We start from the raw sequence: 25,019 nt of genomic DNA, 5'->3' as shown, positions 1-25,019 counted from the left end.
CAGGCGGTGGCGTGAACGCGCGCATGCGCGCCCACCGCGACGCCGATCCGCGTCGCGTCAACGCCAGTGATCGAGGTGAATCATGACCGCTCTCATCGACAACGCCGTCTACGTCGACGGCCACCGTGCCGGCAACCCCGCCGACCTGACCGATACCTATGAGACCATGCGCGAGCACGACGGCATGGCGTGGATCGGGCTGTACCGCCCGAGCCCCGCCGAGGTGCACTCCATCGCCGAGGAGTTCTCGCTGCATCCGCTCGCGGTCGAGGACGCCCTGGCCGGACACCAGCGCGCCAAGCTGGAACGCTATGGCGACACGCTGTTCGTCGTCCTTCGTCCGGCCCGTTATCTCGATGACACCGAGGTGGTCGAGTTCGGCGAGCTGCACATGTTCGTCGGCAAGGACTTCGTCGTCACGATCCGTCATGCCGAGACACCGGGCCTCGCGACCGTCCGCCGGCGGCTCGAGTCGACGCCCGAGCTGCTGGCGATGGGGCCGGAGGCCGTGCTGTACGCGATCCTCGATGAGGTCGTCGACGAGTACGGACCGGTGATCGCCGGCCTCGAGAACGACATCGACGAGATCGAGGACCAGATCTTCGCCGGTGACGAAGCCGTGTCACGGCGCATCTACGAGCTCTCCCGCGAAGTCATCAACTTCCAGCGCGCCACGCGCCCCCTCGTCGGCATGGTCGAAGGGCTGCTGCGGGGCTCCGACAAGTATCAGGTCGACATCGAGCTGCAGCGGAACCTGCGCGACGTGCTCGATCACACGCTGCGCATCGTCGATCGTGCCGACGCGTTCCGTGCGCTCCTCGAGAACGCCCTGAGCTTGAACGCCACTCTCGTCGCCCAGCGCCAGAACGACGAGGTGCGCCGCATGACCGAGCTCAGCCTCGTCCAGAACGACGAGGTGAAGAAGATCTCCGCCTGGGCCGCGATCCTGTTCGCCCCGACGCTGGTCGGCAGCGTGTACGGCATGAACTTCGACGTGATGCCCGAATTGCACTGGACCTGGGGATACCCGTTCGCGATGCTCCTCATGCTCGGCGTCGGCGTCGGCCTCTACGCCGCGTTCAAGTGGAAGAAGTGGCTCTAGGTCGGATGCTGCGGCCATGATGGCCGTATGACCGAGAAGATCGACTTCAAGAAGTCTCTCGATGCATACCGAGCGCGCAAGGGCGTGTTCCGCGTTCTCGAGGTGCCGCCTCTGCAGTACCTCATGATCGACGGTCAGGGCGACCCGAACACGGCACCGGAGTTCACGACCGCCGTCGAGGCGCTGTACCCGCTGGCGTACACCCTGAAGTTCGCCAGCAAGCGCGAACTCGATCGAGACTTCGTCGTGATGCCGTTGGAGGGGCTCTGGTGGGCAGACGACCACGCCTCGTTCACGACCGGTCGGGACAAGTCGCAATGGTCGTGGACGCTCATGCTCATGCAGCCCGATTGGATCGACGACGCGATGTTCGCGGATGCCGTGGCAACCGCATCCGCGAAGAACAAGGCCTCGCGGATCGACGACGTGCGCCTGCGGACTCTCACCGAGGGCCTGTCCGTGCAGACCCTGCACGTGGGAGCATACGACGACGAGGCGCCGGTGCTCGCGCAGCTGCACGACGAGTTCATCCCTCGGAACGCTCTGTCGATGACCGGACTCCATCACGAGATCTACTTCAGCGATCCGCGTAAGGGCGATCCGTCCAAGCGCCGTACGATCCTCCGTCAACCAGTGACACGTCGAATCGAGGCCTCATGACCGATCTCTCGCGACTGCTGGACGAGCACATCGCCCGCGGCACCGCCCCGGGGATCCTCGTGGCGGACGGCACCGCAGCGGGGCGCCTGGACATCACCACCGCCGGAGACATCGCCGACGATGCGATCTTCCGCATCCAGTCGATGACGAAACCCGTCACGGCCGTCGCGACGCTGCGCCTCGTCCAGCGCGGAGTGCTCTCCCTGGACGATCCCGTCCAGCAGTGGCTGCCCGAACTGGCGGACCGACGCGTGCTCCGCACACCGACCTCGCCCCTGACGGACACAGGACCGGCTGACGGCCCGATCACCGTGCGGCACCTGCTGACCAACACCTCCGGGTACGGGATGGTCGCGACCCCGTCACCGCTGAAGGACGCGATGATCGCGAATCGGACCGAGGCGTCACAGGATGCCGTCGACATGGGCGCACAGGAATGGCTGGATGCACTGGCCGACCTCCCCCTCGCCTTCCATCCGGGACACGGCTGGCGCTATCACCAGTCCTTCGGCATCCTCGGCATCCTGCTGTCCCGGGTGACCGGCGGTCCTCTCGAAGATCACCTGACCTCTGATCTCTTCGAACCGCTGGGGATGGTCGACACCGCGTACACCGTGCCGACGGAGAAGGCCGATCGGCTGCCGGCCGCCTACCGTCGGGACGATCAGGGGGCGCTGGTCGAAGTCGAGCCTCACGCCGGCGGCTTCTACGTAGCCCCCGCGCCGTTCGACCTCAGCCACGCCGAACTCGTCTCGACGGCCCGCGACTACGCGGCCTTCGCGCGCATGCTGGCATCCGGCGGGGTCCTCGGGGGCGAGCAGCTCGTGGACCCGGAACTGCTCGGCCTCATGCACACCGACCAGATCGCGGACGCGCTCAAGACGCCGGACAGCTTCTTCCCCGGGTTCTGGGACGACCTCGGCTGGGGATTCGGCGTGTCCGTCGTCACCGGGGGCGAGCATGCCGGACGTATCGGATGGTCCGGCGGGCTGGGCACGGACTTCTTCATCGACCAGGACGGCTCGTTCCGGATCGTGCTGACTCAGATGGAGATGGGCCCTGCCGTCATGGGGCTCTTCGACGATCTGCAGCGGTTGCCCGTGCAGCCGCTCAACTGACGGCGACGCCGATCGAAGTCGCGATCACGGCGAGCAGCGGCAGCGTGCCCTGCATCGTCGCGGCGCGCGCCTTGGACCGGTCCGAGAGGATCAGAACCAGGGCCGCGGCGAGCATCATCCCTGTGCCGGCGAGCACGAGCGTGAGGCCGACGGTCGTGGCTCCGACGATGTACAGCCCGACGCCCAGGAACGCCGTGAGCGCGAGGAACAGGTTGTAGAAGCCCTGATTGAACGCCAACGACTTCATGGTCTCGGCATCCGCCTCGCTCGCCACCCCGAAGACCTTGCGGGTCGCGGGCTCGGTCCACTTCAGCGATTCCAGCGCGAAGATGAAGACGTGGAAGGCGGCAGCGGCCGCGGCGAGGATGAGACCGGCGATGATCATGTGCTGATCCTCTCGCGTCGGAGACTCCGCGGCAAACTACACCAGGAAGATCGGCAGCGCCCCGGGGTTGTGGGCGTGCACCAGCACGGCGAAGACGACGGCGTCGAAGAGCAGGTGCACCGTGACGACGTAGGCCAGCGAGTGCGTGCGCAGGAAGATGAAGCCCTGCAGCAGGGCGAACGGGATCGTCAGCACCGGTCCCCATTCGCGGTAGCCCAGCTCCCACAGGAATGACACGAACACCACGGACTGCAGGACGTTCGCCACCGCATCCGGGAAGTGACGACGCAGCAGCGCGAACACCGTGCAGATGAAGAACAGCTCGTCCCAGATGCCGACCGCGCCGACGCCGACGAACAACCGGACGATGAGCTCCGGCGTATCGACGACGGGCCAGTTCTGATAGACGCCACTGGTGATGAAGTAGAACGGCAGGATCAGCCAGCCGAGCACCAGCACGGCGGCCAGCCAGCCCCACTGCAGTCGTCCCCAGCGCTGACCGGTGCGCCACGGGAAAGAGATGGCGCGATCGCGATAGACGTACCGCGAGATGACGTACGGCACGACGACGGCGCCGCCCAGCGCCAGTGTGAACCGCAGCATGGCCGCGTTGTCGAGTTCGGCCGCGAGCGGGATGACGCTGACGATCAGCATCCCGATCGCGATCAGAGAAAGGTCCCGCGTCAGCGACGGACCGGATGCCGTGATGGCGCGCCGCTCGAGCGCCCACGCCGCACCGACACCGGCGGCCAGCAGCACCCAGCCCAGCCAGGCCCACTGCACGACGAAGAACGCGGGAGCGGCCAGGCAGACCAGCGCCGCCGGTGCGATCGCCCAGCGCGCGGTAACGCCGGCGCTCACGCGCGGGGCTTCCGCCGGTACACGAGATCGCGGATGTCGCGTCCCTTGGTGATGCCCTTGCGCTCGAAAGCGGTCATCACACGGCCACCGAAGCGGTCGGCCCAGTCGCCGTCGAACCCCCGCTCGAACTGCGGCTCGGCATCGAGCACCTCGCGCATCTGCAGCGCGTAGTCCTCCCAGTCCGTGGCCAGACGCAGGACCCCGCCGTCGGCGAGCGCCCTGGCCGCAGTGACACCGAAACCGTCGCGGATCAGCCGACGCTTGGTGTGACGATTCTTGTGCCATGGGTCGGAGAAGAACACCCAAACCTCGGACGCACTCCCCTCGGGAAGGTAGGTCGAGAGCACTTCCGGTGCGTTCGCCTCGACCAATCGGAGGTTGCGGACACCCGCCTTGTCCGCGTCCAGCATCGTGCGCGCCAGTCCCGCTCGGAACACCTCGATCGCGAGGAAGTCGTCCTCCGGACGGGATGCCGCTGCCGACACGATCGCGTGGCCCTGTCCGGAGCCGATCTCCACGATCAATGCGGCGTCGCGGCCGTATTCGGATGCCACGTCGAGTCGAGCGTCCGGGTGCACGCTGGTCGACGCGGCATCCCGCGGGACGTCGAGGAGATAGTGGCCCGCGAGCTCCGCGAACGCCCGCTCCTGCGCCTCCGACATACGCCCGCTGCGACGGACGAAGGACACTGGTTCATCGCGGAAAGTACGGGGCTCGGGCATATCTCAAGGGTAGCCGGGCCCGCGCCGCACCATCACGGAGCGGTGACGAAGTCGATGAGTTCCTCGACCCGGCCGAGCAGTGAGGGCTCGAGGTCGCGGTAGGTCGTGACCTTGCTCAGAATGGCCTGCCACGCGCGGGCGATGTCGGCCTGATCCGCATGCGGCCATCCGAACGCCTTGCAGATGCCGATCTTCCACTCGATGTCCCGTGGGATCTCCGGCCAGCGCGCGATGCCCAGTGCCTCCGGCTTCACGCACTGCCACACGTCGACATAGGGGTGGCCCACGATGCGGACATGCGCACCATGGGGGCCGCGAGTCACGGCATCCGCGATGCGCGACTCCTTGGATCCGGGGACGAGGTGGTCGACGAGCACACCGTATCGGCGCTTCGCGCTGGGCGGCTCAGCCGCGAGCAGTTCATCCAGGAGGTCGACGCCCTGCAGGTACTCGACGACGACGCCCTCGACGCGCAGATCCGCTCCCCACACCTTCTCGACGAGCTCCGCATCGTGACGACCCTCGACGAGGATGCGGCTGGGCAGCGCGACGCGGGCGCGCTGGTCCGCAACGGCGAAGGACCCGGATGCGGTGCGCCGAGGCCCCTTTTCCTTGGGCGCGGGCGGCACGAGCTTGACCGGCTGACCGTCGATGAGGAACCCGCCGCCGAGCGGGAAGAGCCGCTTCCGACCCTTCCAGTCCTCCAGTTCCACTGTGCCCGACTGCACCTTCGTCACGGCACCGCAGAAGCCGTCGTCCGCGACTTCGACGACGAGGTCGGGCTCGGCCGGGACCTGCGGGATCTTCTTCGCCGCCCGCTCCTGCCACCCCTTCGCGAGCACGTCAGCACCGTACCTGTCCTCCATGCCTTCCAGCGTATGTGCGTCCGAACCGGTTCCCTGCGGCGACACAGACAGTTTCCGTACAGTCGGTACCCTCGGTTCACGTCAGTGAATAGACTCGTGCTCAGTGGGGGCCCAGCGTCTCCCTGGAGGGAGCAGAATGCGGTCTCGGAAGACGATCATCCCGGGGGTGATCGTGGCAGTGCTCGCTTCCGGAATGCTCGCGTCGAGCGCCGTGGCGACTTCGCCGGTGACGTTGGATGCCGGATTCGTCACGGACGAGACCGGCGTTCTCAGCTCCTCCGAGATCGATGCGGCGAACGCACGACTGGACGCACTGAGCGAAGCATCGAACGGCGATCTGTACGTCGTGCTCGTGGACGAGTTCACGAATCCCACCGACAGTGTCGAGTGGGCGGATCAGACCGCGATCGACAACGGGCTGGGCGCCGATCAGTACCTTCTCGCGATTGCCGTCGACTCCCGCCAGTACGCTCTCTCTGCCGACGGCGAGGGCCCGCTCAACGACGGCCAGGTCGATGCGATCACGCAGGCGGTCGAGGACCGACTGCGCGACGGAGAATGGAGTGGCGCCATCATCTCGGCCGCCGATGCCTTCCCCGGGCCGTCCAATGCGGGCTGGATCCTATTGTTCGTCCTGATCGCGGCCGCCGTGGTCGCTCTGATCATCTGGCTCGTCGCCCGCGCGAGGAAGAAGGCGCGGGGTGCACAGCCCGCCGCTCCCGATCCGAACGACCCGTTCTCCGGCGTGAGCGACACCGACCTGGAGCGACAGGCGGGCCGCGCTCTCGTCGAGGCGGACGATGCGATCACGTCCAGCCGCGAGGAGCTCGGATTCGCGGTCGCCCAGTTCGGTGAGGACTCGACGGCGCAGTTCACGCAGATCGTGGATCAGGCCAAGTCGAAGGTCGCGGAGGCGTTCGCGCTCAAGCAGCAGCTCGATGACGAGAACGAGGATTCCGCGGAGCAGCGCCGAGTCTGGCACATCCAGATCATCCAGCTGTGCGCGGCGGCGGACGAACTGCTCGACGACAACATCGAGGCCTTCGAAGAGCTGCGGAAGGTCGAGGCCGAGGCTCCGGCGGCGCTGCAGCGCGTGCAGGTGCGCCGGAGCGAAGCCCAGTCCGCCGTATCCGCTCTGCCCGGGGCGCTTGCGACGCTGGCCGCGACGTACGACGCCACCGCTCTCGGCACGGTCACCGAGAACCCCGTTCAGGCGGCCGAACGACTCGCCCTCGCCGACACCGAGATCGCCGAGGCGACGAGTCTCCTCGCGGAAGGCCGGACCGGCGAGGCCGCGTTCTCGATCCGCACGGCGGAGCAGGCAGTCGTGCAGGCCGAGCAGCTGGCCGCCGCCGTGACGACGCTCGGCGCGAGCCTGGCCGCGATCGAGGATCAGGCGAAGGCGCTCATCGCCGACCTCGAAGCGGACCTCGCCGCCGCGGCGCAGACGCCCGACCCCCGCGGCGCGATCGCCCCGCTCATCGCCGGTACCCGCACCAGAGTCGATGAGGCGAGCGCCGCACTGAACAGAGCCGGCCGGGATCCGCAGCGGATCGTCGACACGCTGGCAGAGGCGAACACCGGGATCGACGGAGCGCTCGCACAAGTGCGCGACGCGGCGCAGCAGGCGCAGCGCGATGCACGGACCCTGCAGCAGCGGCTCCTGCAGGCGCAGTCGCAGATCTCGACGGCGAACGACTACATCAGCACGCGCCGCGGCGCGATCGGCGCGACCGCCCGTACGCGACTGGCCGAAGCCGACGCCGCCTACCGCGAGGCGATCGCCGCGCAGGCCACCGACCCTGCGTTCGCGCTCGAACGCGCGACCCGCGCCTACAATCTCGCTTCCGAAGCGATCTCGACCGCCGAAGGCGAGGTGCAGTCGTGGACCCCCGGCAACCCGTTCGACACGGGTTACGGCACCGGCTACGGCGGCAACTACAGCCGTGACGGCGGCATCGGCGGGGACATCCTCGGCGGCATCCTCGGCGGGCTGTTCGCGGGTGGCGGGGGCGGAGGTGGCGGCGGCTCCTGGAGCGGCGGCAGCAGCTGGCGCTCCAGCGGCGGCAGCAGCAGTCGCGGACACCGGCCGTCCAGCTTCGGCGGCGGCTCGAGGAGCAGCTCCCGAGGCGGCCGGTCCCGAGGCGGCCGATTCTGACCCGGCATCCCAGACCCGAATGACGTCAACGACCAACCGAAAGGAACCACCCATGGTAAAGCAGTCCATCTTCGGACGAATCTCGACCCTCGTCCGCGCGAACATCAACTCGCTCCTCGACTCGGCCGAGGACCCGCAGAAGATGATCGATCAGCTCGTGCGCGACTACACGAACAGCATCGCGGATGCCGAGGCGGCCATCGCAGAGACGATCGGCAACCTGCGTCTGCTCGAGCGCGACCACGAGGAAGACATCCAGGCCGCCAAGGACTGGGGCAACAAGGCGCTCGCCGCCAGCCGCAAGGCAGACGAGCTGCGCACCACCGGCAGCACCGCGGATGCCGACAAGTTCGACAGCCTCGCCAAGATCGCACTCCAGCGTCAGATCAGCGAAGAGCGCGACGCGAGGACGGCCGAGCCGACCATCGCTGCTCAGACCGAGATCGTCGACAAGCTCAAGAGCGGCCTGAACGGGATGAAGGAGAAGCTCGGCGAGCTGAAGGCGAAGCGCAGCGAGCTGCTCGCGCGCGCCAAGGTCGCCGAAGCGCAGACCAAGGTGCAGGACGCCGTCTCGTCGATCAACGTGCTCGACCCGACGAGCGAGCTCGGCCGGTTCGAGGACAAGGTCCGCCGCCAGGAGGCCATCGCCCAGGGCAAGGTCGAGCTGGCCGCGTCCAGCCTCGACGCCCAGTTCGAGAGCCTCGACGACCTCGGCGAACTCACCGAGGTCGAGGCGCGTCTGGCTGAGCTCAAGGCCGGCGGCACCCCGCAGGCCCAGCTCGGTTCCTGACACCAGGCGGATGCTCCGGGCCACTGGTCCGGAGCATCCGCGTTTTCCCTATCCGGAGGTCGACATGGCCCACTTCCTCGTCGTGCCGCAGTGGCAGGGCTCCCCCGCCGCCCGCGCGATGCTGCTCACCGACGGAGCCGCGGCCATCGCCGGCGATCTTCCGCGCGCCGCCACCACGATCCTGGACGTCCCGCTCGAAGCGGGCGAGTCGCTCGGGACCGGTGTGCATCGCCTCAGCGCCCTGCAACGCGTCCGCGAACTCGTGCGCGACAACCTCGAACCTGGCGCTGTCCTGATCGGTGGCGACTGCAGCATCACCGTCGCCGCGCTCGCCGCCATCGATGGCGGCACCGACGACCTCGCCGTGGTCTGGTGCGACGCGCATCCGGATCTGCACACGCCGGAGACCTCCCCTTCCGGGGCCTTCTCCGGAATGGCGCTGCGCGCCGTCCTCGGCGAGGGAGAACCGCAGCTCGTGCTCACCCCCGGCATCCCGGCAGAGCGGATCGTCGTGGTCGGCGCCAGGGCCGTGGATGCCGAAGAGGAAGCACCCCTGGCTCGATTCCCGCAGGTCTCGGCCTCGGCGCTGTCCGATCCGAATGCTCTCGCCGACGCCATCGCGGCGACCGGCGCCTCGCGCGTCTGGGTGCACGTCGACGTCGACGTGCTGGACCCGTCCGAGATCATCGGCGTCTCGAGCCCCGCACCCTTCGGTGCGAACACCGCGGAACTCAGCGCCGCACTGCGCCGACTCCGAGAACGCGTGCCGCTCGCGGGCGCGACCATCGCGGGATTCGCACCTCGCTCCCCCGTTGACGCCGTGGACGACCTCGGCGCGCTGCTGCGTCTCGTCGGAGCCGTCGCGTGACTCCGACGCCACCCGCGGACTGGCAGGAGCGTGCGCAAGCCGAACTCGACCGCGGACGGCGATTCGACCGCCGCATCCCCTCGATCCTGCTGCGCTCGCCGATCAGCCGTATCGGCTACTGGTGGGGCACGGCCGTCGGATGGACGTGGGGGGCGCTGTGGAGCACCGGTCCCGTCGAGCGACGACACGGACTCTGGGTCTTCCGCGGGATGCCGTCCTGGACGTTCAATCGGGGCGGCGTCTGCGTCGGCGGATGCTTCCTCACCGGCGACAGGGATCCGAGCGAAGCGATCCTGCGCCATGAGGCCGTGCACAAGGCCCAGTGGCTGCGCTACGGATTCCTCATGCCGATCCTGTACCTGTTCGCCGGGCGCGATCCGCTGCGCAACCGGTTCGAGATCGAAGCGGGCCTCGAGGACGGCAACTACGTCCGTCGCACGGGGCGCTGAACCTCAGCGATCGGTCGGGAGAAGGCCGAACTGCTCCGGCGCGTGAATCGACGACGCGGGAACATTCAGAGCGATCGTCAGGTGCTCGACGATGTCGGCCGTGCCGAGATAGCCGCCGAGCAGTGTGATGTTCGTCGCAGCGCCGTCCTCGCAGAGCATCTCGTCCGCCCAGGCGCAGGTCGCGCGCGACAGCGCGGTGCCCGGCGCGCAGACGCGCCCGGTGCCGGGTGCGCCGGATCGGGCCGACCGCGCGAGCCAGGTGACCGTCATCCGCGGCGGCGCCTGCACCGTGCCGATGTCGGTCTGATCGGCGACCTCGATGAAGATCCGCCCGGTCGCGCACAGCGGCATCGTGGCGAGGAAGACCTCGAGATCCGCGAGCGAGTTCTCATCAGCCGTCACCAGGTGGTGCGAACGCTGACGAGCCGCGCGGCGCTCGGCACGTGCGGATCGGTACTCGACGGAGGTGCTGCTCATGATGCCTCCATCGTATCACCGCATGAAGGGTTGCCTTACCTTGCTCAGCGCCTCCGTGAGCGTTCGACTCACGGGGCGTCAGTGCCCGCGTGATTACCGGTCGTCGTCCGTCTCGACGAGTGCCGTGCGCAGAGCGACGAGCTCGGCATCCGTCATGCCCTGCGCACGCAGGTAGTCGGACGTCGATCCCCAGCGGTCGTCGATCGAGGCCAGCAGAGTGCGCATGGCGGCAGCCGGCGACTGCGTCGCCAGCGCGACGACGTGCTGAGCGTCCGGATGCTGAGAGCGGAGGTACGCCGCGATGCGGCGGTTGCGCTCCTCGGGCAGCTGCGATTCCGTCAACGCGTAATCGGCGATGATCGCCTCACGGTCGGCGCCGACGGCATCCAGTGCCAGCGCGATCGTCACTCCCGTGCGATCCTTGCCGACCGTGCAGTGCACGAGCGTGCGTCCCCCTCGCGCGATGATGCGCAGCGCCTCGACCAGCCGGGCACCGCTCTGCTCGAGCAGATGGGCGTACAGCTCATCCAGGCTGCTGTCCTCTTCGAAGAACGAGGCGACCGAACCGAGGAACAGCGGCAGGTGGGTCGTCTCCAGCCCTTGCACGGCCGAGGGCTCCGAGGCGACCTCGTCATCGGCGCGCAGATCGATGATGTGGTCGACGTGCCCGCTCAGCGCGCTCGCGCCTTCGCTCGTGATCCCGGCCAGATTCGCGGAGCGCAGCAGGCGGCCGGACGCGATGCGTCCGCCGGTCACCGGTATCCCGCCGACGTCCCGGACATTCCAGACGCCGTCGATGGTGAGGACCGTCACGCCGATGCCTGCACGCCACGGGGCGGGACCGGGTAGCGACCGGCCACAACGACGCGGTTGAACGCGTTGATCGAGATGCACGCCCAGCTCAGCGCCGCATACTCCTTCTCGGTGAACACGCTGCCGACCGTGTCGTAGACGTCGTCGGGGATGCCGTCCTCATGGATGAAGGTGAACGCCTCGGCGAGCTCCAGCGCCGCACGCTCGCGGTCGGAGAACACGCCGCTCTCACGCCACGTCGCGATCTGGGTGAGCACATCGGCATCCAGCCCGGCGGCGACCGCACGGTCGACGTGGATGCGCGTGCAGTAGGCGCAACCGTTGAGCTGCGAGCAGTGGATCATCACGATCTCCTTGAGGCGATCGTCGATTCCGTTCGCCGCACAGATCTCGCCGACGGTCTTGGAGAAGGCATCCAGCGCCTGATAGGCGGCCGGCTCGGTCCTGGACAGGTGCACGCGCGTCTCGGTCATGGTTCCAGCTTAAGACTTTTCCCATGCACCGCCCCGAACGCGCGAAACGCATTACAGCAAGCACAAATTGCTTGCACATGACACATCGACAACCCTGATGCGTCATCTGTTTGTCATATCGATCTCGCATTTCGCCGGCCGCTCTCGGCAGAGGAGAATATGCACGTGCCGACCGACACCAGCGAGTTCCGCTATCTTCCCGCACAGGCCCAGAGCGTCTCCGTTCCCGTCCCCGCGGCCAGCCGCGTGGAAGCCGAACTCCCCGACGGCCGTGTCCTCAGTGCGCTGCGCTTCGGCGACGCAGAGCCGCAGGTCGTGTTCCTCCACGGAGCAGGACTGAACGCGCACACGTGGGACACCACGATCCTGCGTCTGCAGGAGCCGGCGCTCGCGATCGATCTCGCCGGACACGGCGACTCGTCCTGGCGGAACGACCTCGACTACTCGCCGCGGAACCTCGCCGCGGACATCGCCGAGGCCCTGCCGCACTGGACGAGCGCGCCCGTCGTACTCGTCGGGCAGTCGCTGGGCGGCCTGACCGCGGCCGCTCTCGCGAGTGCGCATCCCGCACTCGTGCGCGACGTGGTGATCGTGGACATCACCCCGGGTATCGACGCATCCGGAGGGCCGGCGGAACTGCGCGAGTTCTACCGGGTGTCCGATTTCGCAAGCCGTGACGAGCTGGTCGATCGTGCCATGGCCTTCGGTCTCGGCGGCTCCCGTGCCGACACCGAACGCGGCGTCTTCTTCAACTCCCGCATCCGGGAGGACGGCCGCGTGGAGTGGAAGCACCACTTCGCACACATCGCAGCGCAGGTGTTCGCCGCTCCCGACCAGGCGGCGCACGCAGCACCGAGTGCCGTCCTGAACGCGACGGGCTGGGACGATCTGGGCGGTGTGGCTGCGCCGCTCACGCTCGTACGCGCCGCGCGCGGGTACGTCAGCCCGCAGGATGCCGAGGACTTCCGTGCTCGTCTCCCCCACGCCGACGTCATCGAGATAGACGCGACCCACAACGTCCAGGAGACCGCACCCGATCGTCTGGCCGACCTGATCCGCTCCCATCTGTCCGACGGAATGTGACAGCGCATTCCGACGTTTCCCACCCGGTACCCACCGCACCATAGGCTCGACCCGACCGGCACACAGCGCCGCCGGCTGAGAGGATCCGCACTCATGTTCACCCGCACCCGACGCCGACTCACCGCCGTCACAGCTCTGGCCGCAGCCGCGATCGTGCTGACCGCGTGCACCGGCTCCCCTGAGCCCGTCGAGACTTCGGTCGGCGAACCCGACCCTGAGGCCACGCTGACCGTCGGCCTCGTGCTCGAGCCCACCAACCTCGACATCCGGCACACCTCGGGTGCGGCACTCGAGCAGATCCTCATCGACAACATCTACGAGGGCCTGGTCACGCGTACGCAGACCAACGAGATCGAGCCTCGCCTCGCCTCCGACTACGAAGTGTCCGAAGACGGCCTGACGTACACGTTCACGCTCAACGAGGGCATCGTCTTCCACACCGGCGAAGCGCTGACGTCCGCCGATGTCGTCGCCTCCTACGAGGCCGTGCGCACGGACGCCACGCTGCAGGGCCATGACGACTTCGCCCAGGTCGCCTCCATCGCAGCACCGGACGCGGCGACGGTCGTGATCACTCTGACCCAGCCGAACCAGAACTTCCTGTTCGCGCTCACCGGCCCTGGCGGGTTGGTTTTCCGCTCCGGCGACGCCACCGACCTGCAGACGGCCGAGAACGGCACCGGCCCGTTCACCCTGACGCGCTGGAGCAAGGGATCCTCCATCACCTTCGCGCGCAACGACGCGTACTGGGGCGACCCCGCTGGCGTGGCCGAGGTCGTGTTCGAGTACATCCCGGACTTCACGTCCGGCGTCAACGCCGCCCTGGACGGCAGCCTCGACGTGCTGACCGCCGTCGATCCCAACCTCGCTCCGCAGCTCGAGGATTCCGGCGAGTTCGCGCTCACGACCGGCAGCACCACCGACAAGGCGACCCTGGCGTTCAACAACGCCGCGGCCCCGCTCGACGATGTGCGCGTGCGCGAGGCGCTGCGCCTGGCCATCGACCACGAGGCGCTCGTCGAAGCGGTCGGCGCCGGGCAGACCCTGTACGGTCCCATTCCCGAGCTGGATCCCGGATTCGAGGATCTCTCCGACGTCGCCCCGTACGACCCGGAACGCGCCGAGGAACTGCTCGCCGACGCCGGCCAGGAGGACCTGGAGCTGACGCTCACGATCCCGAACTTCTACGGCACCACGGTGTCTCAGGTGCTGATCTCCGACTTCGCGGATGTCGGAGTGACGCTGGATGTCGAACCCGTCGAGTTCGCGACCTGGCTCGAGGACGTCTACACGAACAAGGACTACGACCTCAGCTTCGTGCTGCACGTCGAGCCGCGCGACTTCGGCAACTTCGCGAACCCGGACTACTACTTCGGCTACGACAACGCCGAAGTGCAGGCGCTGTACACCGAGGCACTCGCCGAGGTCGACCCCGACGCGTCCGCCGAACTGCTGGCCGAGGCCGCGCGCATCGTGTCGGAGGAGCACGCGGCGGACTGGCTGTACAACGGCGAGACGATCACCGCGCTGCGCCCGATCGTGTCGGGTTTCCCGCAGGACTCGATCAACTCGCGCATCAACCTCGCCGGCGTGACGGTCGCCTCGGACTGACCATCGGATGCTGCGATACGCGCTCACACGAGGAGCCCTGCTGATCGCAGGGCTCCTCGTGTCGAGCGTGCTGATCTTCCTGACCCTGCGGGTGTTTCCCGGTGACGTCGCCCAGCTCATCGCCGGAACCCAGGCGAGCCCCGAGCAGGTCGATCAGCTCCGCGAGTCGCTCGGGCTGAACCGCCCGCTCGCGGCGCAGTACGTCGACTGGATCGGCGGCATCCTGAGCGGCGACCTCGGTACATCCCTGCTGTCGGGCGCGTCCGTGGGCGAGGAACTGGCGCTGAAGGCCCAGGTCACCGTGCCGCTGGGCATCCTGGCACTCGTGATCGCGCTGCTGATCGCCGTGCCCTTCGGCATCCTGTCGGCCGTGCTGCGCGGGCGGATCTCCGGTACCGGACTCAGCGTCGCAGCCCAGGCCCTCGCCGCCGTTCCCGTGGTGTGGGCGGGCATGATGCTCATCGTGGTCTTCGCGATCTGGCTCGGCTGGCTGCCCGCCCAGGGATTTCCCCGCGACGGATGGGCGGAGCCGTGGCAGGCGCTGCGAGCGCTCGTCCTGCCCGCGCTCACGATCGGGATCGTAGAGGGCGCGATGCTGATGCGGTTCGTCCGCAGCGCCACGCTGCAGGCCGCCGGCCAGGACTTCGTCCGCACCGCTGCCGCGAAGGGGCTCAGCCGGAATCGTGCGCTCATCCAGCACGGCATCCCCGCGGTCGGCCTGTCGATCATCACCGTGCTCGGGCTTCAGGTCGCCGGGATCATCGTCGGCTCCGTGGTCATCGAGCAGCTGTTCACCCTGCCGGGCATCGGGCGCATGCTCGTCGCCGATGTCGGCACTCGGGATCTGATCAAGGTGCAGAGCGAACTGCTCGTCCTCACCGGCTTCGTGCTGGTCGTTGGTTTCGTCGTCGACCTCGTGCACCACATCGTCGATCCACGACAGCGGGAGGCCGCATGACACCGCGCTGGCTGCGCGCGCTGTGGAGGTCGGGAACCGGCCGCTTCGGCATCATCGTCGTGCTCGTGATCGCCGTGACCGCCCTGGTCTCGCTGTTCTGGACCCCCTTCGACCCCCTGTCCACCGATCTGAAGGATCGGTGGGCCGCCCCGGGCTGGCCGCACCTGCTCGGCACGGACGGCACCGGACGCGACATCCTCAGCCTCATCATGACCGGAGCGCGCACGACGGTGTTCGTCAGCGTCGGCGCCGCGATCATCGCGACCGTCGTCGGCGTCCTGCTGGCCGCTCTCGGCGCGCTCACGGCGCGCTGGATGCGCGAGACCATCGCCGTGCTCGTCGACATCCTGATCGCCTTCCCTGTGCTCATGATCGCGATGATGATCTCCTCGGTCTGGGGCGGGTCGCTGTGGGTCGTCATCTGGGCGGTCGGCATCGGCTTCGGCGTGAACATCGCCCGTGTGACGCGACCGGAACTGCGTCGCGTCCAGCAGAGCGACTTCGTGCTCGCTGGGCGCGCGTCCGGTCTCACCGCGACCCAGAACCTCACCCGCCACCTGCTGCCGAACGTCGCCCCAGTGTTCATCGTCCAGCTGTCCTGGTCGATGGCCGTCGCCGTGCTCGCGGAGGCCGGTCTGAGCTATCTCGGATTCGGCGCCAGCGTCACGGAGCCGTCCTGGGGCATCCTGCTCGCCGACCTGCAGCGCTACATCGGTGTGCACCCGCTCTCCGTGATCTGGCCGGGGCTCGCGATCACGATCACGGTTCTCGGCCTCAACCTGCTGGGCGACAGCCTGCGCGAGGCGACCGACCCGACGCTGGCGCACCGCGCCGCCGAGGTGCACACACCGGAGGTGGTCGCGTGAGCATCGCCTCCCGTGCCGCCGCACAGTTGACCGTCTCCGACCTCGTGGTCGAGATCGACGGACGGCGCGTGATCGACGGCATCTCGTTCGAGGTTCCGGCCGGTGCACGACTCGGCCTGATCGGCGAGTCGGGATCCGGCAAGTCCCTCACGGCGCTCGCGATCCTCGGTCTCCTGCCGGCTGGCGCCACCGCCGGCGGCAGCATCCGCTGGGGCGACACCGAACTGCTCGGGATGCCGGACCGCGAACTGGCCCGGTACCGCGGCGACGACATCGGCATCGTGTTCCAGGAACCGCGGACCGCGCTCAACCCGATCCGCACCGTGGGGCGACAGATCGCCGAGTCGCTGCGCATCCACACCGGAGCATCCCGCCGTGAGGCCGCGGCCCGAGCGATCGACGAGGCACGACGCGTGCGCCTCCCGGAGCCGGAGTCGATCGTCAACCGCTACGCGCACCAGCTCTCAGGCGGTCAGCGGCAGCGCGTGGCGATCGCGATGGCGCTGGCGTGCCGTCCTCGACTGCTCATCGCGGATGAGCCGACGACCGCGCTCGACGTCACGATCCAGGCAGAGATCCTCGATCTGATGCTCTCCCTGGTCCAGGACGAAGGGATGTCGCTCGTCTTCATCACGCACGACCTCGCCGTACTCGCCCAGGTGGCCACGCATGGCGTGGTGCTCGAGCACGGCAGGGTCGTCGAGTCCGCGCCCGTGGCGACGCTGCTCAGCGCTCCGACCTCCCCGATCACCCAGGGGCTGCTGCGCGATGCCACGACCACGCTGTGGCGACCGGACGGAGGGTCGCGATGAACCAGCACGGCGAAGGAGCCGGTCCGCTGATCCGGACGCGGGGGCTGAGCCGTGAGTTCGCGGTCCCGAAGCGGACCCTGTTCGAGCGCGCCCGCACCTCGACGGCACTGCGCCCGACCGATCTCGACATCGCCGACGGCTCGTCGGTCGGCATCATCGGAGAATCCGGGTCGGGGAAGTCCACCCTCGTCCGGCTGCTGCTCGGGCTCGACCGGCCATCCGGCGGGACCATCGACATCGAAGGGCGGAGGGTGGATGCTGCGGCATCCGCTCGCTCGCTTCACTGGCTGCGGCGGATCACCGGCCTCGTCTTCCAGGACCCGTACGCGTCCCTCGACCCGCGGATGAGCGCCGGCCGGATCATCGCGGAGCCGCTCTGGGCGCTCGGCATCGAGGGCGATCGCCGCGCGCGCGTGCGCGAGGTCCTGCACAGGGTCGGACTCGACGCCGAGATGGCCGACCGCTACCCGCATGAGTTCTCCGGCGGTCAGCGCCAGCGGATCGCCCTGGCGCGCGCGATCGTGCACCGGCCGCGCATCCTCGTCGGCGACGAACCGATGTCCGCGCTCGACGTCACCGTGCGCGCGCAGATCCTGCAGCTGCTCGCCGAACTCGCGCTGACCGATGACCTCACGCTGCTGCTCGTGTCGCACGACATCGGCGTCGTGCAGAACCTGTGCGATTCCGTGATCGTCATGAAGGACGGGCAGGTGGTCGAACAGGGAACGACCGACGAGGTGCTGCTGCATCCCCGCGAGGACTACACCAAGGCTCTTCTCGCCGCGATCCCGGTGATCGAGCAGCGCGAGAACTGATCAGCGCGCCGGTCGCATCCCCCAGCGCCGCCCCTTCGGCTTGAGCCTGCGCTGCAGATACACCGAACCGATGGGTCGGCCGAACTTGTAGTCGACCTTCCCCAGGCGTCCGACCTCGACGAATCCCAGGCGCTGGTGCAGCCGGATGGATGCCTCGGCGTTGCTGTCGCTGATGACGGCCATGATCTCGCGCAGTCCGACGGCCTCGCACGCGTCGATCAACGCCTGGAGCAAGGCGGTTCCCAAGCCCTTGCCGCCGGCGCCCGGTCCGAGGTAGATCGAGTCCTCTGCGGTGTAGCGATACGAGTTCTTTCCCTGCCAGGGAGAGACGAGAGCGTAGCCGAGGACGTTTCCCGTCGGCGAGACCGCGACCAGGAACGGCAGCCCGAGCTTCGTCAGCGTCGCGAGCCTCTCCCGCCAATAGCGGTGCGTGCTCGGCTTGCCGTCGAACGTGACCGCCGAGTTCGCGACGTAGTGATTGTAGATCTCCCGGATGTCTGGCAGGTCGCGCGCGGTCGCCGGGCGGATCGAGTAGGTGAAGACCTCGGGTGCCGGCTCGGGCTGACGCAGATGACGCGGCAGACGGCGGCGCCGATCCCCGGGTTCGAACTGCATGCGATCAGCTTAGAACGTGAGTCCGGGCAGCTGCGCCTTCTCCTGTTCTCCGGCCACGTGCCAGTCGACGGCATCCGCGCCCTGTTGTTCGAGCAGCGCATTCGCACGCGAAAACGGCCGCGAGCCGAAGAACCCGCGGCTCGCGGACAGCGGCGACGGATGCGCGGATGCGATCACGGGTGCGGAACCGAGCAGCGGCCGCAGCTTCTCCGCATCCTTGCCCCACAGCACCGCGACCATGGGTCGATCCCGCGCAACGAGCGTGCGGATCGCGAGATCGGTGACCTGCTCCCATCCCCAGCCGCGGTGGGACGCCGCTTCCCCGGGGCGCACGGTCAGCACGCGATTCAGCAGCAGGACGCCCTGGTCGCTCCACGCGGTCAGATCGCCGTGCGCTGCAGGCGGGATGCCGAGATCCGATGCGCGCTCCCGGTAGATGTTGACCAGGCTGCGCGGCAGCGGCCGGACGTGCCGCTCGACGGCGAACGACAGCCCGATCGGATGCCCGGGTGTCGGATACGGGTCCTGACCGGAGATGAGCACGCGCACGTCGTCGAGGGGACGCTGGAATGCCCGCAGCACGTTCTCCCCCGCGGGAAGGTACCCGCGCCCTGCCGCCTGCTCGGCACGCAATCGTTCGCCGAGCCCTGCGATGACGTCCGCGACCGGAGCGAGAGCCTCGGCCCACCCTTGGTCGACCAGCCCTTCGTCGGCGAGCTCGGTCAGCGAGCGATGCGGCATCCGTCGCTCAGTCCTCGAGACGCGGGCGCAGCGGACCGCGTGCCAGGAGGTGGTTCGCGGACTGCGCCACGGGGCGCATCGTGACGAGGTCGAGATTGACGCGACCGGGTGCGTTCAGCGCGTAGGCGATGACATCCGCGACGTCCGAAGCCTGCAGCGGCTCCTCGACCCCGGCGTAGACCGCGTCGGCCGCGACCCGATCGCCGCCGAGCCTGTTGAGGGTGAACTCCTCGGTGTGCACCATGCCAGGGGCGATCTCGACGACGCGGATGGGTTCGCCGTTGAGCTCCTGACGCAGCGCCCGCACCAGCATCCCCTCGGCGGCTTTGGCCGCGTTGTACCCGCCGCCACCCGGGTACGCCACCTGGGCGGCCGTCGATGTCACGAAGATCGTGTCGGCGTGTCCATCGGCTTCGGCCGCGCGACGCAGCAGCGGCATGAGTCCGGCGACGAGCCGCTGCGTCGCGAGCACATTGACCTCGTACATCCACTGCCAGTCCTCGACCGAGCCGTCCTCGATGCGATCGGTGCCGCGCGCACCGCCGGCGACCTGCACCAGAGCGTGCACCGGTCCGCTCGACTCGAGTTCGGAGACCAGTGCCTCGACGGCAGCGGCGTCGGTCAGATCGCACGCGACGGCCGACGCTCCTGTCTCGGAGACGAGCGTCGCGAGGCGATCCTCGCGCCGGGCGACGCCGACGACGTCCCAGCCGCTCGCGCGCAGCGCACGAACGGTCGCCTCCCCGATTCCTGTACTCGCTCCGGTCACCACTGCACGCCTTGTCACCATGTCATCCACCGTACGACGTTCTGCACGGTTTCCCACGTCGACGCGTGTTACGTCACATTTCCGGACTGTTGTTGACAGGCATCCCTGTTCCGTACTCTCGCTGCAACGGCACCCGCCATACCCGCATCCGAGAGTTCCAGGGGGAACCCAATGTCCGCACCCGAGTCCTGGCGTTTCGAGACCAAGCAGATCCACTCGGGCGCCGCTCCCGATCCGGTCACCAAGGCCCGTGCCACGCCGATCTACCAGACCACGTCCTACGTGTTCGACAACGCGGACCATGCGGCCAACCTGTTCGCCCTGGCGGAGTTCGGGAACATCTACACGCGCATCCAGAACCCGACGCAGGATGTCGTCGAACAGCGCGTCGCGGCGCTCGAGGGCGGCACCGGCGCGCTGCTGCTGGCCAGCGGCCAGGCAGCGTCGACCTTCGCGGTGCTGAACATCGCCGAAGCCGGCGACCACATCGTCTCGTCGAGCTCGATCTACGGCGGCACCTACAACCTCTTCAAGTACACGCTCGCCAAGCTCGGCATCGAGACGACGTTCGTCGAGAACCAGGACGACGCCGAGGAATGGCGCCGCGCGGTCCGCCCCAACACGAAGCTGTTCTTCGGCGAGACCGTCGGCAACCCCAAGATCAACGTGCTCGACATCCGCGCCGTGAGCGACGTCGCGCACGAGGCCGGCGTCCCGCTCATCGTGGACAACACGATCGCCACGCCGTATCTGCTGCGTCCGTTCGAGCACGGCGCCGACATCGTCATCCACTCGGCCACCAAGTTCCTCGGCGGGCACGGCACGACGATCGGCGGCGTCATCGTCGACGGCGGCAAGTTCGAGTGGTCCAAGAACGTCGAGCGCTTCCCCGGGCTCACCGAGCCGGACCCGTCCTACCACGGCGCCAGCTACACGACCGCCGTCGGCGACGCGCTCGCCTACATCATCAAGGCGCGCGTGCAGCTGCTGCGCGACCTCGGCTCCGCGATCTCGCCGCAGAGCGCCTGGCAGCTCATCCAGGGCATCGAGACGCTCTCGCTGCGCGTCGAGCGCCACGTGCAGAACGCCCAGGAGATCGCGGAGTGGCTCGACAACCACCCCGACGTCGCGAGCGTCAACTACTCGGGCCTTCCGACCTCGCCCTGGTACGCCAAGGCCAACGAATACCTGCCCAAGGGCGTCGGCGCGGTGCTGTCGTTCGAGCTGAAGGGCGGTGTCCAGGCCGGACGCGAGTTCGTGAACAGCCTGTCGCTGTTCAGCCACCTGGCCAACATCGGCGACGTCCGCTCGCTCGTGATCCACCCGGCATCCACCACGCACTCGCAGCTCACCCCCGAGCAGCAGCTCACCGCAGGAGTGACGCCGGGGCTCGTGCGCCTGTCGCTCGGCCTCGAGAACGTGGAAGACCTCAAGGCGGACCTGGAGCAGGCACTCGCCGCCGCGCGTCGCGTCTCGGACGCCGCGCGCGCATAAGACCTCCTCAAGGGACAGGATGCCTCGGACCACGCGGTCCGCGGCATCCGTGCGTCCAGACGCGTAACCTTCCGCCACCGCGACCCGAACCGGGCGAGAATGGAGGAATGGACTGGCAGACGACCTCGGAGGAGACGGTGCCCTCGCGGCGCGTGACCGAGGCGCAGGCCAGCATGATGCGCGCACGTCCCCCCGCAACCGGAGCATGGCGCGACGGCGATCCGATCGGAGAGCGGAGATTCGCCGCCTTCGGCTCCTTCCGCACCGAGAGCGGGCAGGAGCTGCCAGGCATCCGCATCGCCTACGAGACCTGGGGCGAGCTGAACCCCGAGCGCGACAACGCGATCCTCATCAACCACGCGCTCACCGGCGACAGCCACGTCCGCGGCGACGCGGGGCCCGGTCACGCCACAGCAGGCTGGTGGGGCGAGGTCGTCGGTCCTGGGGCGGCGATCGACACCGACCGCTGGTTCGTGATCGCCCCCAACATCCTGGGCGGGTGCCAGGGCTCGACCGGGCCGGCGAGTGTCGCCCCTGATGGCTACGAATGGGCGTCCCGGTTCCCCTACCTCACCGTTCGCGACCAGGTGGCCGCTCAGGTGCGACTCGCCGATGCGCTCGGAATCGACCGCTGGGCGGCCGTGGTGGGCGGTTCCATGGGCGGCATGCACGCGCTGGAGTGGGCAGCCACGCACCCGGAGCGCGTCCGGCGTCTCGCGATCCTGGCTTCGCCGCCCGCCAGCACGGCCGATCAGATCGCGTCGAACATGCTGCAGCTGGAGACGATCCGGATGGATCCGCGCTTCGAGGGCGGCGAGTACTACGACGCGGCCACCGGCGAGGGTCCGCATCGGGGTCTCGCGCTCGCGCGCCGCATGGCGATGCTGAACTACCGGTCGCCGATCGAGCTGAACAGCCGCTTCCAGCGCTCGTGGCAGTCCGATCTGTCGCCGCTCGGCCACGGCGGGCGCTTCGCGGTCGAGAGCTACCTGGACTTCCACGGCAACAAGTTCACCCGTCGTTTCGATGCGAACAGTTACATCACGCTCGTCGAGGCGATGAACTCGCACGACGTCGGCCGCGACCGCGGCGGCATCGAGGACGCGTTGCGCGCCGTGACGGCCACGACCCTCGTCCTCGGCATCGACACGGACCGGCTCTTCCCATTGGAAGGCCAGCATCGGATCGCCCGCAGCATCCCGAACACGCTCGACGGCGACGAGGCCGTCGTCCTCACGAGCGACTTCGGGCACGACGGCTTCCTCATCGAGACCGACGTCGTCGGCGATCACCTGCGCCGGCTGCTCGCGAGCTGACGCTCCTCACTCGCGTCGGTACCGCCAGGGCCGCCGGGCCGTCTCCAGCCGGTGCACTCCGGAGTCGCCATCCGGATGCTGCGCATCGCCGATCCAGCAGAACACGTCGCCGAGGAGCAGCCTGGTCGCGAAAGTCGGAGCATCGGATGCCGCGGCGAGCGCCTCGGCCGTCGAGCGGTATCGCGAGAGTTCGTGCAGCGTCACCCAGGTCGGCGGGAACAGCTCGATCTCCCCCGCGGCGTGACGATCCAGCGCGTCCAGGGGCGAGATCCACCGCCAGTCGACCACCTCGGCCGGGGACGGCACGACATCGCCCCCTGGGTCGGTGGCGGCGAAGAACCACGTGCCGACGCGCTTGGGCGCCTGGGCCGGGGGAATCCAGCGTGACAGCGCCACCAGCCCGGTCGGACGCAGCCTGACCTCCTCGAAGCACTCCCGCGCTGCGGCGATGCGGGCGGCATCCTGTCCGGACGCGCCCGTCGCGCGGTCGCCGTCCTCCACGAGGCCACCGGGGAACACCCACGCGCCGGCGAACGAGCCGCGAGACGGCCGTCGCAGGATCAGCACCTCCGGCGCGTCTCCGCGGTCGCGCAGCAGCACCACGGTCCCGGCCAGCGGCAGCTCATCCACCATGCCGCCACTCTACGAGCTTCCGCTCAGGCGATGACGGCCTGCCGCTGCATCCGGAACGCGAGCACCGTGATGCCCAGGCCCACCAGCGCCAGTGCTGCTCCGATCCAGGCTGGCGCGGTGTAGCCCCAGCCCAGGGCGATCGCGGCTCCGCCGAGGAAGGCGCCGAGGCTGTTGCCGATGTTGAGCGCCGAGTGGTTGAGCGCTGCGGCGATGGACTGATTGTCACCGGCGACGTCCATCAGGCGGGTCTGGATCGCCGGGCTCAGCATGGCCGACACCGCACCGACGGCCATCGCCAGCAAGCCGAGCAGCAGGATGTTCGTCGACAGCACCGCCAGCAGCACCAGGATGCCGGCGAGCAGCGCCATCCCGACGATGAGCGTGCGCTGCAGGTCGCGGTCCGCCAGGTACCCGCCCAGCAGGTTGCCGACCGTCATGCCGATGCCGACGAGCACGAGCACGATCGGCACCGCCCATTCGGGCGATCCGGCGATCTCTGTGACGAGCGGCGACACGTAGCTGTACACGGCGAAGAAGCCGCCGAAGCCGATCGCTCCGATGCCCAGCGTCAGCCAGACCTGCCCGACGCGGAAGACGCCGAACTCGCTGAGCATCCCGCGTCCTCGGTCGCCCTCGTGCTCCGGGACGAACAGCGCGATGCACAGCGTCGCGACGGCGAACACGACCGCCACGAGAAGGAAGGCGGTGCGCCATCCGTAGTTCTGACCGAGGTAGGTGCCCAGCGGCACACCGACGACGTTCGCGATCGTGAGGCCGGTCAGGATGAAGGCCGCACCCTGTGCGCGTCGCCCAGGACCCAGCACGTCGGCGGCCACGAGCGCCCCGATGCCGAAGTACGCGCCGTGCGGGAGTCCGGCGAGAAGCCGGGACGCCCCGACGAGTCCGAAGCTGGGCAGCACGACGGTCAGTGCGTTGAACAGCGTGAGTGCGAGCGCCAGTCCGATCATGACCCGGTGCCGCGGGAAGCGCGCGACCAGCCCTGCGATGGTCGGCGCGCCGATCACCACGCCGAGCGCGTACAGCGAGATCAGGAGTCCGGCGCGGCCGATCGCCTCTTCAGGAGACGCCGCCCACAGATCCGGGAGCAGGTCCTGCGCGATGTCGGGCAGCAGCCCCATGGCGACGAACTCGGTCATGCCGATGCCGAAGGAGCCGATGGCGAGAGAGAGGAGCGCCTTCGTCGCCGCACCCCTCGAGAGTGTCGAGGAGTGGTTCACCCGTCAATGCTACGCGGAATCGGAGTCCCGGATCGCCGCCTCGAGCCGATCGATCTTCGCGTCCAGCTCACCGGTGTAGCCGGGGCGGATGTCGGCCTTGAGGACGAGCGACACTCGCGAACCGAACGGCATGACGGCCTCGGTGGCGCGCTTGACGACATCCATGACCTCGTCCCACTCCCCCTCGACCTCGGTGAACATGCTGGTCGTGCGGTGCGGCAGACCGGAATCGCGGACGACGGTGACAGCGGCGGCGACCGCATCGTGCACGGATCCGTCCGCGCTGCCGTCGCCCGAAGGGGCGACAGAGAATGCGATGAGCATGT

At 68.6% G+C, this 25,019-nt stretch carries 28 protein-coding genes; 15 read left to right on the top strand and 13 right to left on the bottom strand.

Annotated features, from left to right (window positions below):
• Positions 1-82: 82 nt before the first annotated feature.
• Genes corA through ACI7YT_RS06755 form a run of 3 tightly spaced genes read left to right on the top strand, consistent with a single transcriptional unit; the run spans position 83 to position 2,880 of the window.
• Positions 83-1,102 carry a magnesium/cobalt transporter CorA gene (gene corA, locus ACI7YT_RS06765; protein ID WP_406249702.1) on the top strand — a complete coding sequence of 340 codons (1,020 nt, stop codon included), beginning with the start codon at positions 83-85 and terminating at the stop codon, positions 1,100-1,102.
• Between the two features lie 27 nt (positions 1,103-1,129).
• A complete protein-coding gene (locus tag ACI7YT_RS06760; RefSeq protein ID WP_406249700.1) occupies positions 1,130-1,762 on the top strand; it encodes a GyrI-like domain-containing protein in 633 nt (210 codons plus the stop codon).
• The gene (locus ACI7YT_RS06755; RefSeq protein ID WP_406249699.1) at positions 1,759-2,880 is read left to right on the top strand and encodes a serine hydrolase domain-containing protein; all 1,122 of its coding nucleotides are present in this window, start codon (positions 1,759-1,761) and stop codon (positions 2,878-2,880) included. The genes ACI7YT_RS06760 and ACI7YT_RS06755 overlap by 4 nt, the downstream gene beginning before the upstream one ends.
• Here ACI7YT_RS06755 and ACI7YT_RS06750 read toward each other — a convergent pair.
• The 4 genes from ACI7YT_RS06750 to ACI7YT_RS06735 are packed head-to-tail and all read right to left on the bottom strand — an operon-like array spanning position 2,873 to position 5,714.
• The gene (locus tag ACI7YT_RS06750) at positions 2,873-3,265 is read right to left on the bottom strand and encodes a DUF1304 domain-containing protein (protein ID WP_406249697.1); all 393 of its coding nucleotides are present in this window, start codon (positions 3,263-3,265) and stop codon (positions 2,873-2,875) included. The genes ACI7YT_RS06755 and ACI7YT_RS06750 overlap by 8 nt on opposite strands.
• Positions 3,266-3,301: 36 nt before the next feature.
• Positions 3,302-4,126 (bottom strand): CPBP family intramembrane glutamic endopeptidase, encoded by an 825-nt coding sequence (locus tag ACI7YT_RS06745; protein ID WP_406249696.1) that lies wholly within the window; start codon positions 4,124-4,126, stop codon positions 3,302-3,304.
• Positions 4,123-4,848, bottom strand: coding sequence for a tRNA (guanosine(46)-N7)-methyltransferase TrmB (trmB, locus tag ACI7YT_RS06740; RefSeq protein WP_406249695.1), 726 nt, complete (start codon positions 4,846-4,848; stop codon positions 4,123-4,125). The genes ACI7YT_RS06745 and trmB overlap by 4 nt, the downstream gene beginning before the upstream one ends.
• Positions 4,849-4,880: 32 nt before the next feature.
• Complete coding sequence (locus tag ACI7YT_RS06735; protein ID WP_406249694.1) at positions 4,881-5,714, bottom strand: DUF3097 domain-containing protein; 834 nt, start codon at positions 5,712-5,714, stop codon at positions 4,881-4,883.
• Positions 5,715-5,850: 136 nt separating this feature from the next.
• Between ACI7YT_RS06735 and ACI7YT_RS06730 the strand changes: the two genes are divergently transcribed.
• The 4 genes from ACI7YT_RS06730 to ACI7YT_RS06715 all read left to right on the top strand — a co-directional run bounded on the left by ACI7YT_RS06730 (position 5,851) and on the right by ACI7YT_RS06715 (position 9,979).
• Entirely contained in the window at positions 5,851-7,872 is a 2,022-nt protein-coding gene (locus ACI7YT_RS06730; RefSeq protein WP_406249693.1) for a TPM domain-containing protein, read from the top strand.
• 52 nt (positions 7,873-7,924) lie between these two features.
• Positions 7,925-8,662 (top strand): PspA/IM30 family protein, encoded by a 738-nt coding sequence (locus ACI7YT_RS06725; RefSeq protein WP_406249691.1) that lies wholly within the window; start codon positions 7,925-7,927, stop codon positions 8,660-8,662.
• A 64-nt stretch (positions 8,663-8,726) separates the two neighbouring features.
• Positions 8,727-9,530, top strand: coding sequence for an arginase family protein (locus ACI7YT_RS06720; RefSeq protein ID WP_406249690.1), 804 nt, complete (start codon positions 8,727-8,729; stop codon positions 9,528-9,530).
• Positions 9,527-9,979: a Fe-S oxidoreductase gene (locus ACI7YT_RS06715; RefSeq protein WP_406249689.1), complete on the top strand. Its 453-nt coding sequence runs from the start codon at positions 9,527-9,529 to the stop codon at positions 9,977-9,979. Before ACI7YT_RS06720 ends, ACI7YT_RS06715 begins: the two co-directional genes overlap by 4 nt.
• A 3-nt stretch (positions 9,980-9,982) precedes the next feature.
• Here ACI7YT_RS06715 and ACI7YT_RS06710 read toward each other — a convergent pair whose 3' ends face one another.
• The 3 genes from ACI7YT_RS06710 to ACI7YT_RS06700 all read right to left on the bottom strand — a co-directional run bounded on the left by ACI7YT_RS06710 (position 9,983) and on the right by ACI7YT_RS06700 (position 11,742).
• The gene (locus ACI7YT_RS06710; RefSeq protein ID WP_406249687.1) at positions 9,983-10,456 is read right to left on the bottom strand and encodes an SIP domain-containing protein; all 474 of its coding nucleotides are present in this window, start codon (positions 10,454-10,456) and stop codon (positions 9,983-9,985) included.
• A gap of 93 nt (positions 10,457-10,549) precedes the next feature.
• Positions 10,550-11,269: a tyrosine-protein phosphatase gene (locus tag ACI7YT_RS06705; protein ID WP_406249686.1), complete on the bottom strand. Its 720-nt coding sequence runs from the start codon at positions 11,267-11,269 to the stop codon at positions 10,550-10,552.
• Positions 11,266-11,742 carry a carboxymuconolactone decarboxylase family protein gene (locus tag ACI7YT_RS06700; RefSeq protein ID WP_406249685.1) on the bottom strand — a complete coding sequence of 159 codons (477 nt, stop codon included), beginning with the start codon at positions 11,740-11,742 and terminating at the stop codon, positions 11,266-11,268. Before ACI7YT_RS06700 ends, ACI7YT_RS06705 begins: the two co-directional genes overlap by 4 nt.
• Positions 11,743-11,901: 159 nt before the next feature.
• Between ACI7YT_RS06700 and ACI7YT_RS06695 the strand changes: the two genes are divergently transcribed.
• From ACI7YT_RS06695 to ACI7YT_RS06670, 6 genes are all read left to right on the top strand, one after another.
• Entirely contained in the window at positions 11,902-12,825 is a 924-nt protein-coding gene (locus ACI7YT_RS06695) for an alpha/beta fold hydrolase (protein WP_406249684.1), read from the top strand.
• A gap of 93 nt (positions 12,826-12,918) precedes the next feature.
• Positions 12,919-14,436 (top strand): ABC transporter substrate-binding protein, encoded by a 1,518-nt coding sequence (locus ACI7YT_RS06690; protein WP_406249683.1) that lies wholly within the window; start codon positions 12,919-12,921, stop codon positions 14,434-14,436.
• A 7-nt stretch (positions 14,437-14,443) separates the two neighbouring features.
• Positions 14,444-15,394, top strand: a complete 951-nt coding sequence (locus ACI7YT_RS06685) for an ABC transporter permease (protein WP_406249682.1) — start codon at positions 14,444-14,446, stop codon at positions 15,392-15,394.
• Positions 15,391-16,260 (top strand): ABC transporter permease, encoded by an 870-nt coding sequence (locus ACI7YT_RS06680; protein ID WP_406249681.1) that lies wholly within the window; start codon positions 15,391-15,393, stop codon positions 16,258-16,260. The genes ACI7YT_RS06685 and ACI7YT_RS06680 overlap by 4 nt, the downstream gene beginning before the upstream one ends.
• Positions 16,257-17,072, top strand: a complete 816-nt coding sequence (locus tag ACI7YT_RS06675) for an ABC transporter ATP-binding protein (protein WP_406249680.1) — start codon at positions 16,257-16,259, stop codon at positions 17,070-17,072. Before ACI7YT_RS06680 ends, ACI7YT_RS06675 begins: the two co-directional genes overlap by 4 nt.
• Positions 17,069-17,887 (top strand): ABC transporter ATP-binding protein, encoded by an 819-nt coding sequence (locus tag ACI7YT_RS06670; protein WP_406249679.1) that lies wholly within the window; start codon positions 17,069-17,071, stop codon positions 17,885-17,887. The genes ACI7YT_RS06675 and ACI7YT_RS06670 overlap by 4 nt, the downstream gene beginning before the upstream one ends.
• Here the strand turns inward: ACI7YT_RS06670 and ACI7YT_RS06665 are convergent, their stop codons facing one another.
• Genes ACI7YT_RS06665 through ACI7YT_RS06655 form a run of 3 tightly spaced genes read right to left on the bottom strand, consistent with a single transcriptional unit; the run spans position 17,888 to position 20,033 of the window.
• Entirely contained in the window at positions 17,888-18,502 is a 615-nt protein-coding gene (locus ACI7YT_RS06665; protein ID WP_406249678.1) for a GNAT family N-acetyltransferase, read from the bottom strand.
• 9 nt (positions 18,503-18,511) lie between these two features.
• The gene (locus ACI7YT_RS06660; protein WP_406249677.1) at positions 18,512-19,243 is read right to left on the bottom strand and encodes a uracil-DNA glycosylase; all 732 of its coding nucleotides are present in this window, start codon (positions 19,241-19,243) and stop codon (positions 18,512-18,514) included.
• A 7-nt stretch (positions 19,244-19,250) separates the two neighbouring features.
• Positions 19,251-20,033 (bottom strand): SDR family oxidoreductase, encoded by a 783-nt coding sequence (locus ACI7YT_RS06655; protein WP_406249676.1) that lies wholly within the window; start codon positions 20,031-20,033, stop codon positions 19,251-19,253.
• A 150-nt stretch (positions 20,034-20,183) separates the two neighbouring features.
• On the opposite strand from ACI7YT_RS06655, the gene ACI7YT_RS06650 reads away from it, so the two are divergent.
• A complete protein-coding gene (locus ACI7YT_RS06650) occupies positions 20,184-21,506 on the top strand; it encodes a bifunctional o-acetylhomoserine/o-acetylserine sulfhydrylase (protein ID WP_406249675.1) in 1,323 nt (440 codons plus the stop codon).
• Between the two features lie 107 nt (positions 21,507-21,613).
• Positions 21,614-22,822, top strand: coding sequence for a homoserine O-acetyltransferase (locus tag ACI7YT_RS06645; protein WP_406249674.1), 1,209 nt, complete (start codon positions 21,614-21,616; stop codon positions 22,820-22,822).
• Between the two features lie 6 nt (positions 22,823-22,828).
• Here the strand turns inward: ACI7YT_RS06645 and ACI7YT_RS06640 are convergent, their stop codons facing one another.
• The 3 genes from ACI7YT_RS06640 to ACI7YT_RS06630 all read right to left on the bottom strand — a co-directional run bounded on the left by ACI7YT_RS06640 (position 22,829) and on the right by ACI7YT_RS06630 (position 25,017).
• Complete coding sequence (locus tag ACI7YT_RS06640; protein ID WP_406249673.1) at positions 22,829-23,455, bottom strand: NUDIX hydrolase; 627 nt, start codon at positions 23,453-23,455, stop codon at positions 22,829-22,831.
• A 23-nt stretch (positions 23,456-23,478) separates the two neighbouring features.
• Entirely contained in the window at positions 23,479-24,612 is a 1,134-nt protein-coding gene (locus ACI7YT_RS06635) for an MFS transporter (protein WP_406250514.1), read from the bottom strand.
• 90 nt (positions 24,613-24,702) lie between these two features.
• The gene (locus ACI7YT_RS06630) at positions 24,703-25,017 is read right to left on the bottom strand and encodes an MTH1187 family thiamine-binding protein (RefSeq protein WP_406249672.1); all 315 of its coding nucleotides are present in this window, start codon (positions 25,015-25,017) and stop codon (positions 24,703-24,705) included.
• Positions 25,018-25,019 lie beyond the last annotated feature (2 nt).

Origin of the sequence: Microbacterium sp. M (assembly GCF_045181065.1) — a bacterium.
In the GTDB taxonomy this organism is placed as follows: Bacteria; Actinomycetota; Actinomycetes; order Actinomycetales; family Microbacteriaceae; genus Microbacterium.
This window is presented reverse-complemented; position numbering and strand designations above follow the sequence as displayed.

Bases quoted from the DNA above. Each gene is read 5' to 3' on its own strand.
- ACI7YT_RS06760 (WP_406249700.1), top strand. From the start codon at position 1,130: ATGACCGAGAAGATCGACTTCAAGAAGTCTCTCGATGCATACCGAGCG.
- ACI7YT_RS06720 (WP_406249690.1), top strand. From the start codon at position 8,727: ATGGCCCACTTCCTCGTCGTGCCGCAGTGGCAGGGCTCCCCCGCCGCC.
- ACI7YT_RS06665 (WP_406249678.1), bottom strand. From the start codon at position 18,502: ATGCAGTTCGAACCCGGGGATCGGCGCCGCCGTCTGCCGCGTCATCTG.
- ACI7YT_RS06685 (WP_406249682.1), top strand. From the start codon at position 14,444: ATGCTGCGATACGCGCTCACACGAGGAGCCCTGCTGATCGCAGGGCTC.
- ACI7YT_RS06635 (WP_406250514.1), bottom strand. From the start codon at position 24,612: ATGACCGAGTTCGTCGCCATGGGGCTGCTGCCCGACATCGCGCAGGAC.
- ACI7YT_RS06680 (WP_406249681.1), top strand. From the start codon at position 15,391: ATGACACCGCGCTGGCTGCGCGCGCTGTGGAGGTCGGGAACCGGCCGC.
- ACI7YT_RS06670 (WP_406249679.1), top strand. From the start codon at position 17,069: ATGAACCAGCACGGCGAAGGAGCCGGTCCGCTGATCCGGACGCGGGGG.
- ACI7YT_RS06735 (WP_406249694.1), bottom strand. From the start codon at position 5,714: ATGGAGGACAGGTACGGTGCTGACGTGCTCGCGAAGGGGTGGCAGGAG.
- ACI7YT_RS06700 (WP_406249685.1), bottom strand. From the start codon at position 11,742: ATGACCGAGACGCGCGTGCACCTGTCCAGGACCGAGCCGGCCGCCTAT.
- ACI7YT_RS06640 (WP_406249673.1), bottom strand. From the start codon at position 23,455: ATGGTGGATGAGCTGCCGCTGGCCGGGACCGTGGTGCTGCTGCGCGAC.
- ACI7YT_RS06730 (WP_406249693.1), top strand. From the start codon at position 5,851: ATGCGGTCTCGGAAGACGATCATCCCGGGGGTGATCGTGGCAGTGCTC.
- ACI7YT_RS06650 (WP_406249675.1), top strand. From the start codon at position 20,184: ATGTCCGCACCCGAGTCCTGGCGTTTCGAGACCAAGCAGATCCACTCG.
- ACI7YT_RS06690 (WP_406249683.1), top strand. From the start codon at position 12,919: ATGTTCACCCGCACCCGACGCCGACTCACCGCCGTCACAGCTCTGGCC.
- ACI7YT_RS06755 (WP_406249699.1), top strand. From the start codon at position 1,759: ATGACCGATCTCTCGCGACTGCTGGACGAGCACATCGCCCGCGGCACC.
- corA (WP_406249702.1), top strand. From the start codon at position 83: ATGACCGCTCTCATCGACAACGCCGTCTACGTCGACGGCCACCGTGCC.
- ACI7YT_RS06710 (WP_406249687.1), bottom strand. From the start codon at position 10,456: ATGAGCAGCACCTCCGTCGAGTACCGATCCGCACGTGCCGAGCGCCGC.
- ACI7YT_RS06645 (WP_406249674.1), top strand. From the start codon at position 21,614: ATGGACTGGCAGACGACCTCGGAGGAGACGGTGCCCTCGCGGCGCGTG.
- trmB (WP_406249695.1), bottom strand. From the start codon at position 4,848: ATGCCCGAGCCCCGTACTTTCCGCGATGAACCAGTGTCCTTCGTCCGT.
- ACI7YT_RS06630 (WP_406249672.1), bottom strand. From the start codon at position 25,017: ATGCTCATCGCATTCTCTGTCGCCCCTTCGGGCGACGGCAGCGCGGAC.
- ACI7YT_RS06660 (WP_406249677.1), bottom strand. From the start codon at position 19,243: ATGCCGCATCGCTCGCTGACCGAGCTCGCCGACGAAGGGCTGGTCGAC.
- ACI7YT_RS06725 (WP_406249691.1), top strand. From the start codon at position 7,925: ATGGTAAAGCAGTCCATCTTCGGACGAATCTCGACCCTCGTCCGCGCG.
- ACI7YT_RS06750 (WP_406249697.1), bottom strand. From the start codon at position 3,265: ATGATCATCGCCGGTCTCATCCTCGCCGCGGCCGCTGCCGCCTTCCAC.
- ACI7YT_RS06655 (WP_406249676.1), bottom strand. From the start codon at position 20,033: ATGGTGACAAGGCGTGCAGTGGTGACCGGAGCGAGTACAGGAATCGGG.
- ACI7YT_RS06695 (WP_406249684.1), top strand. From the start codon at position 11,902: ATGCACGTGCCGACCGACACCAGCGAGTTCCGCTATCTTCCCGCACAG.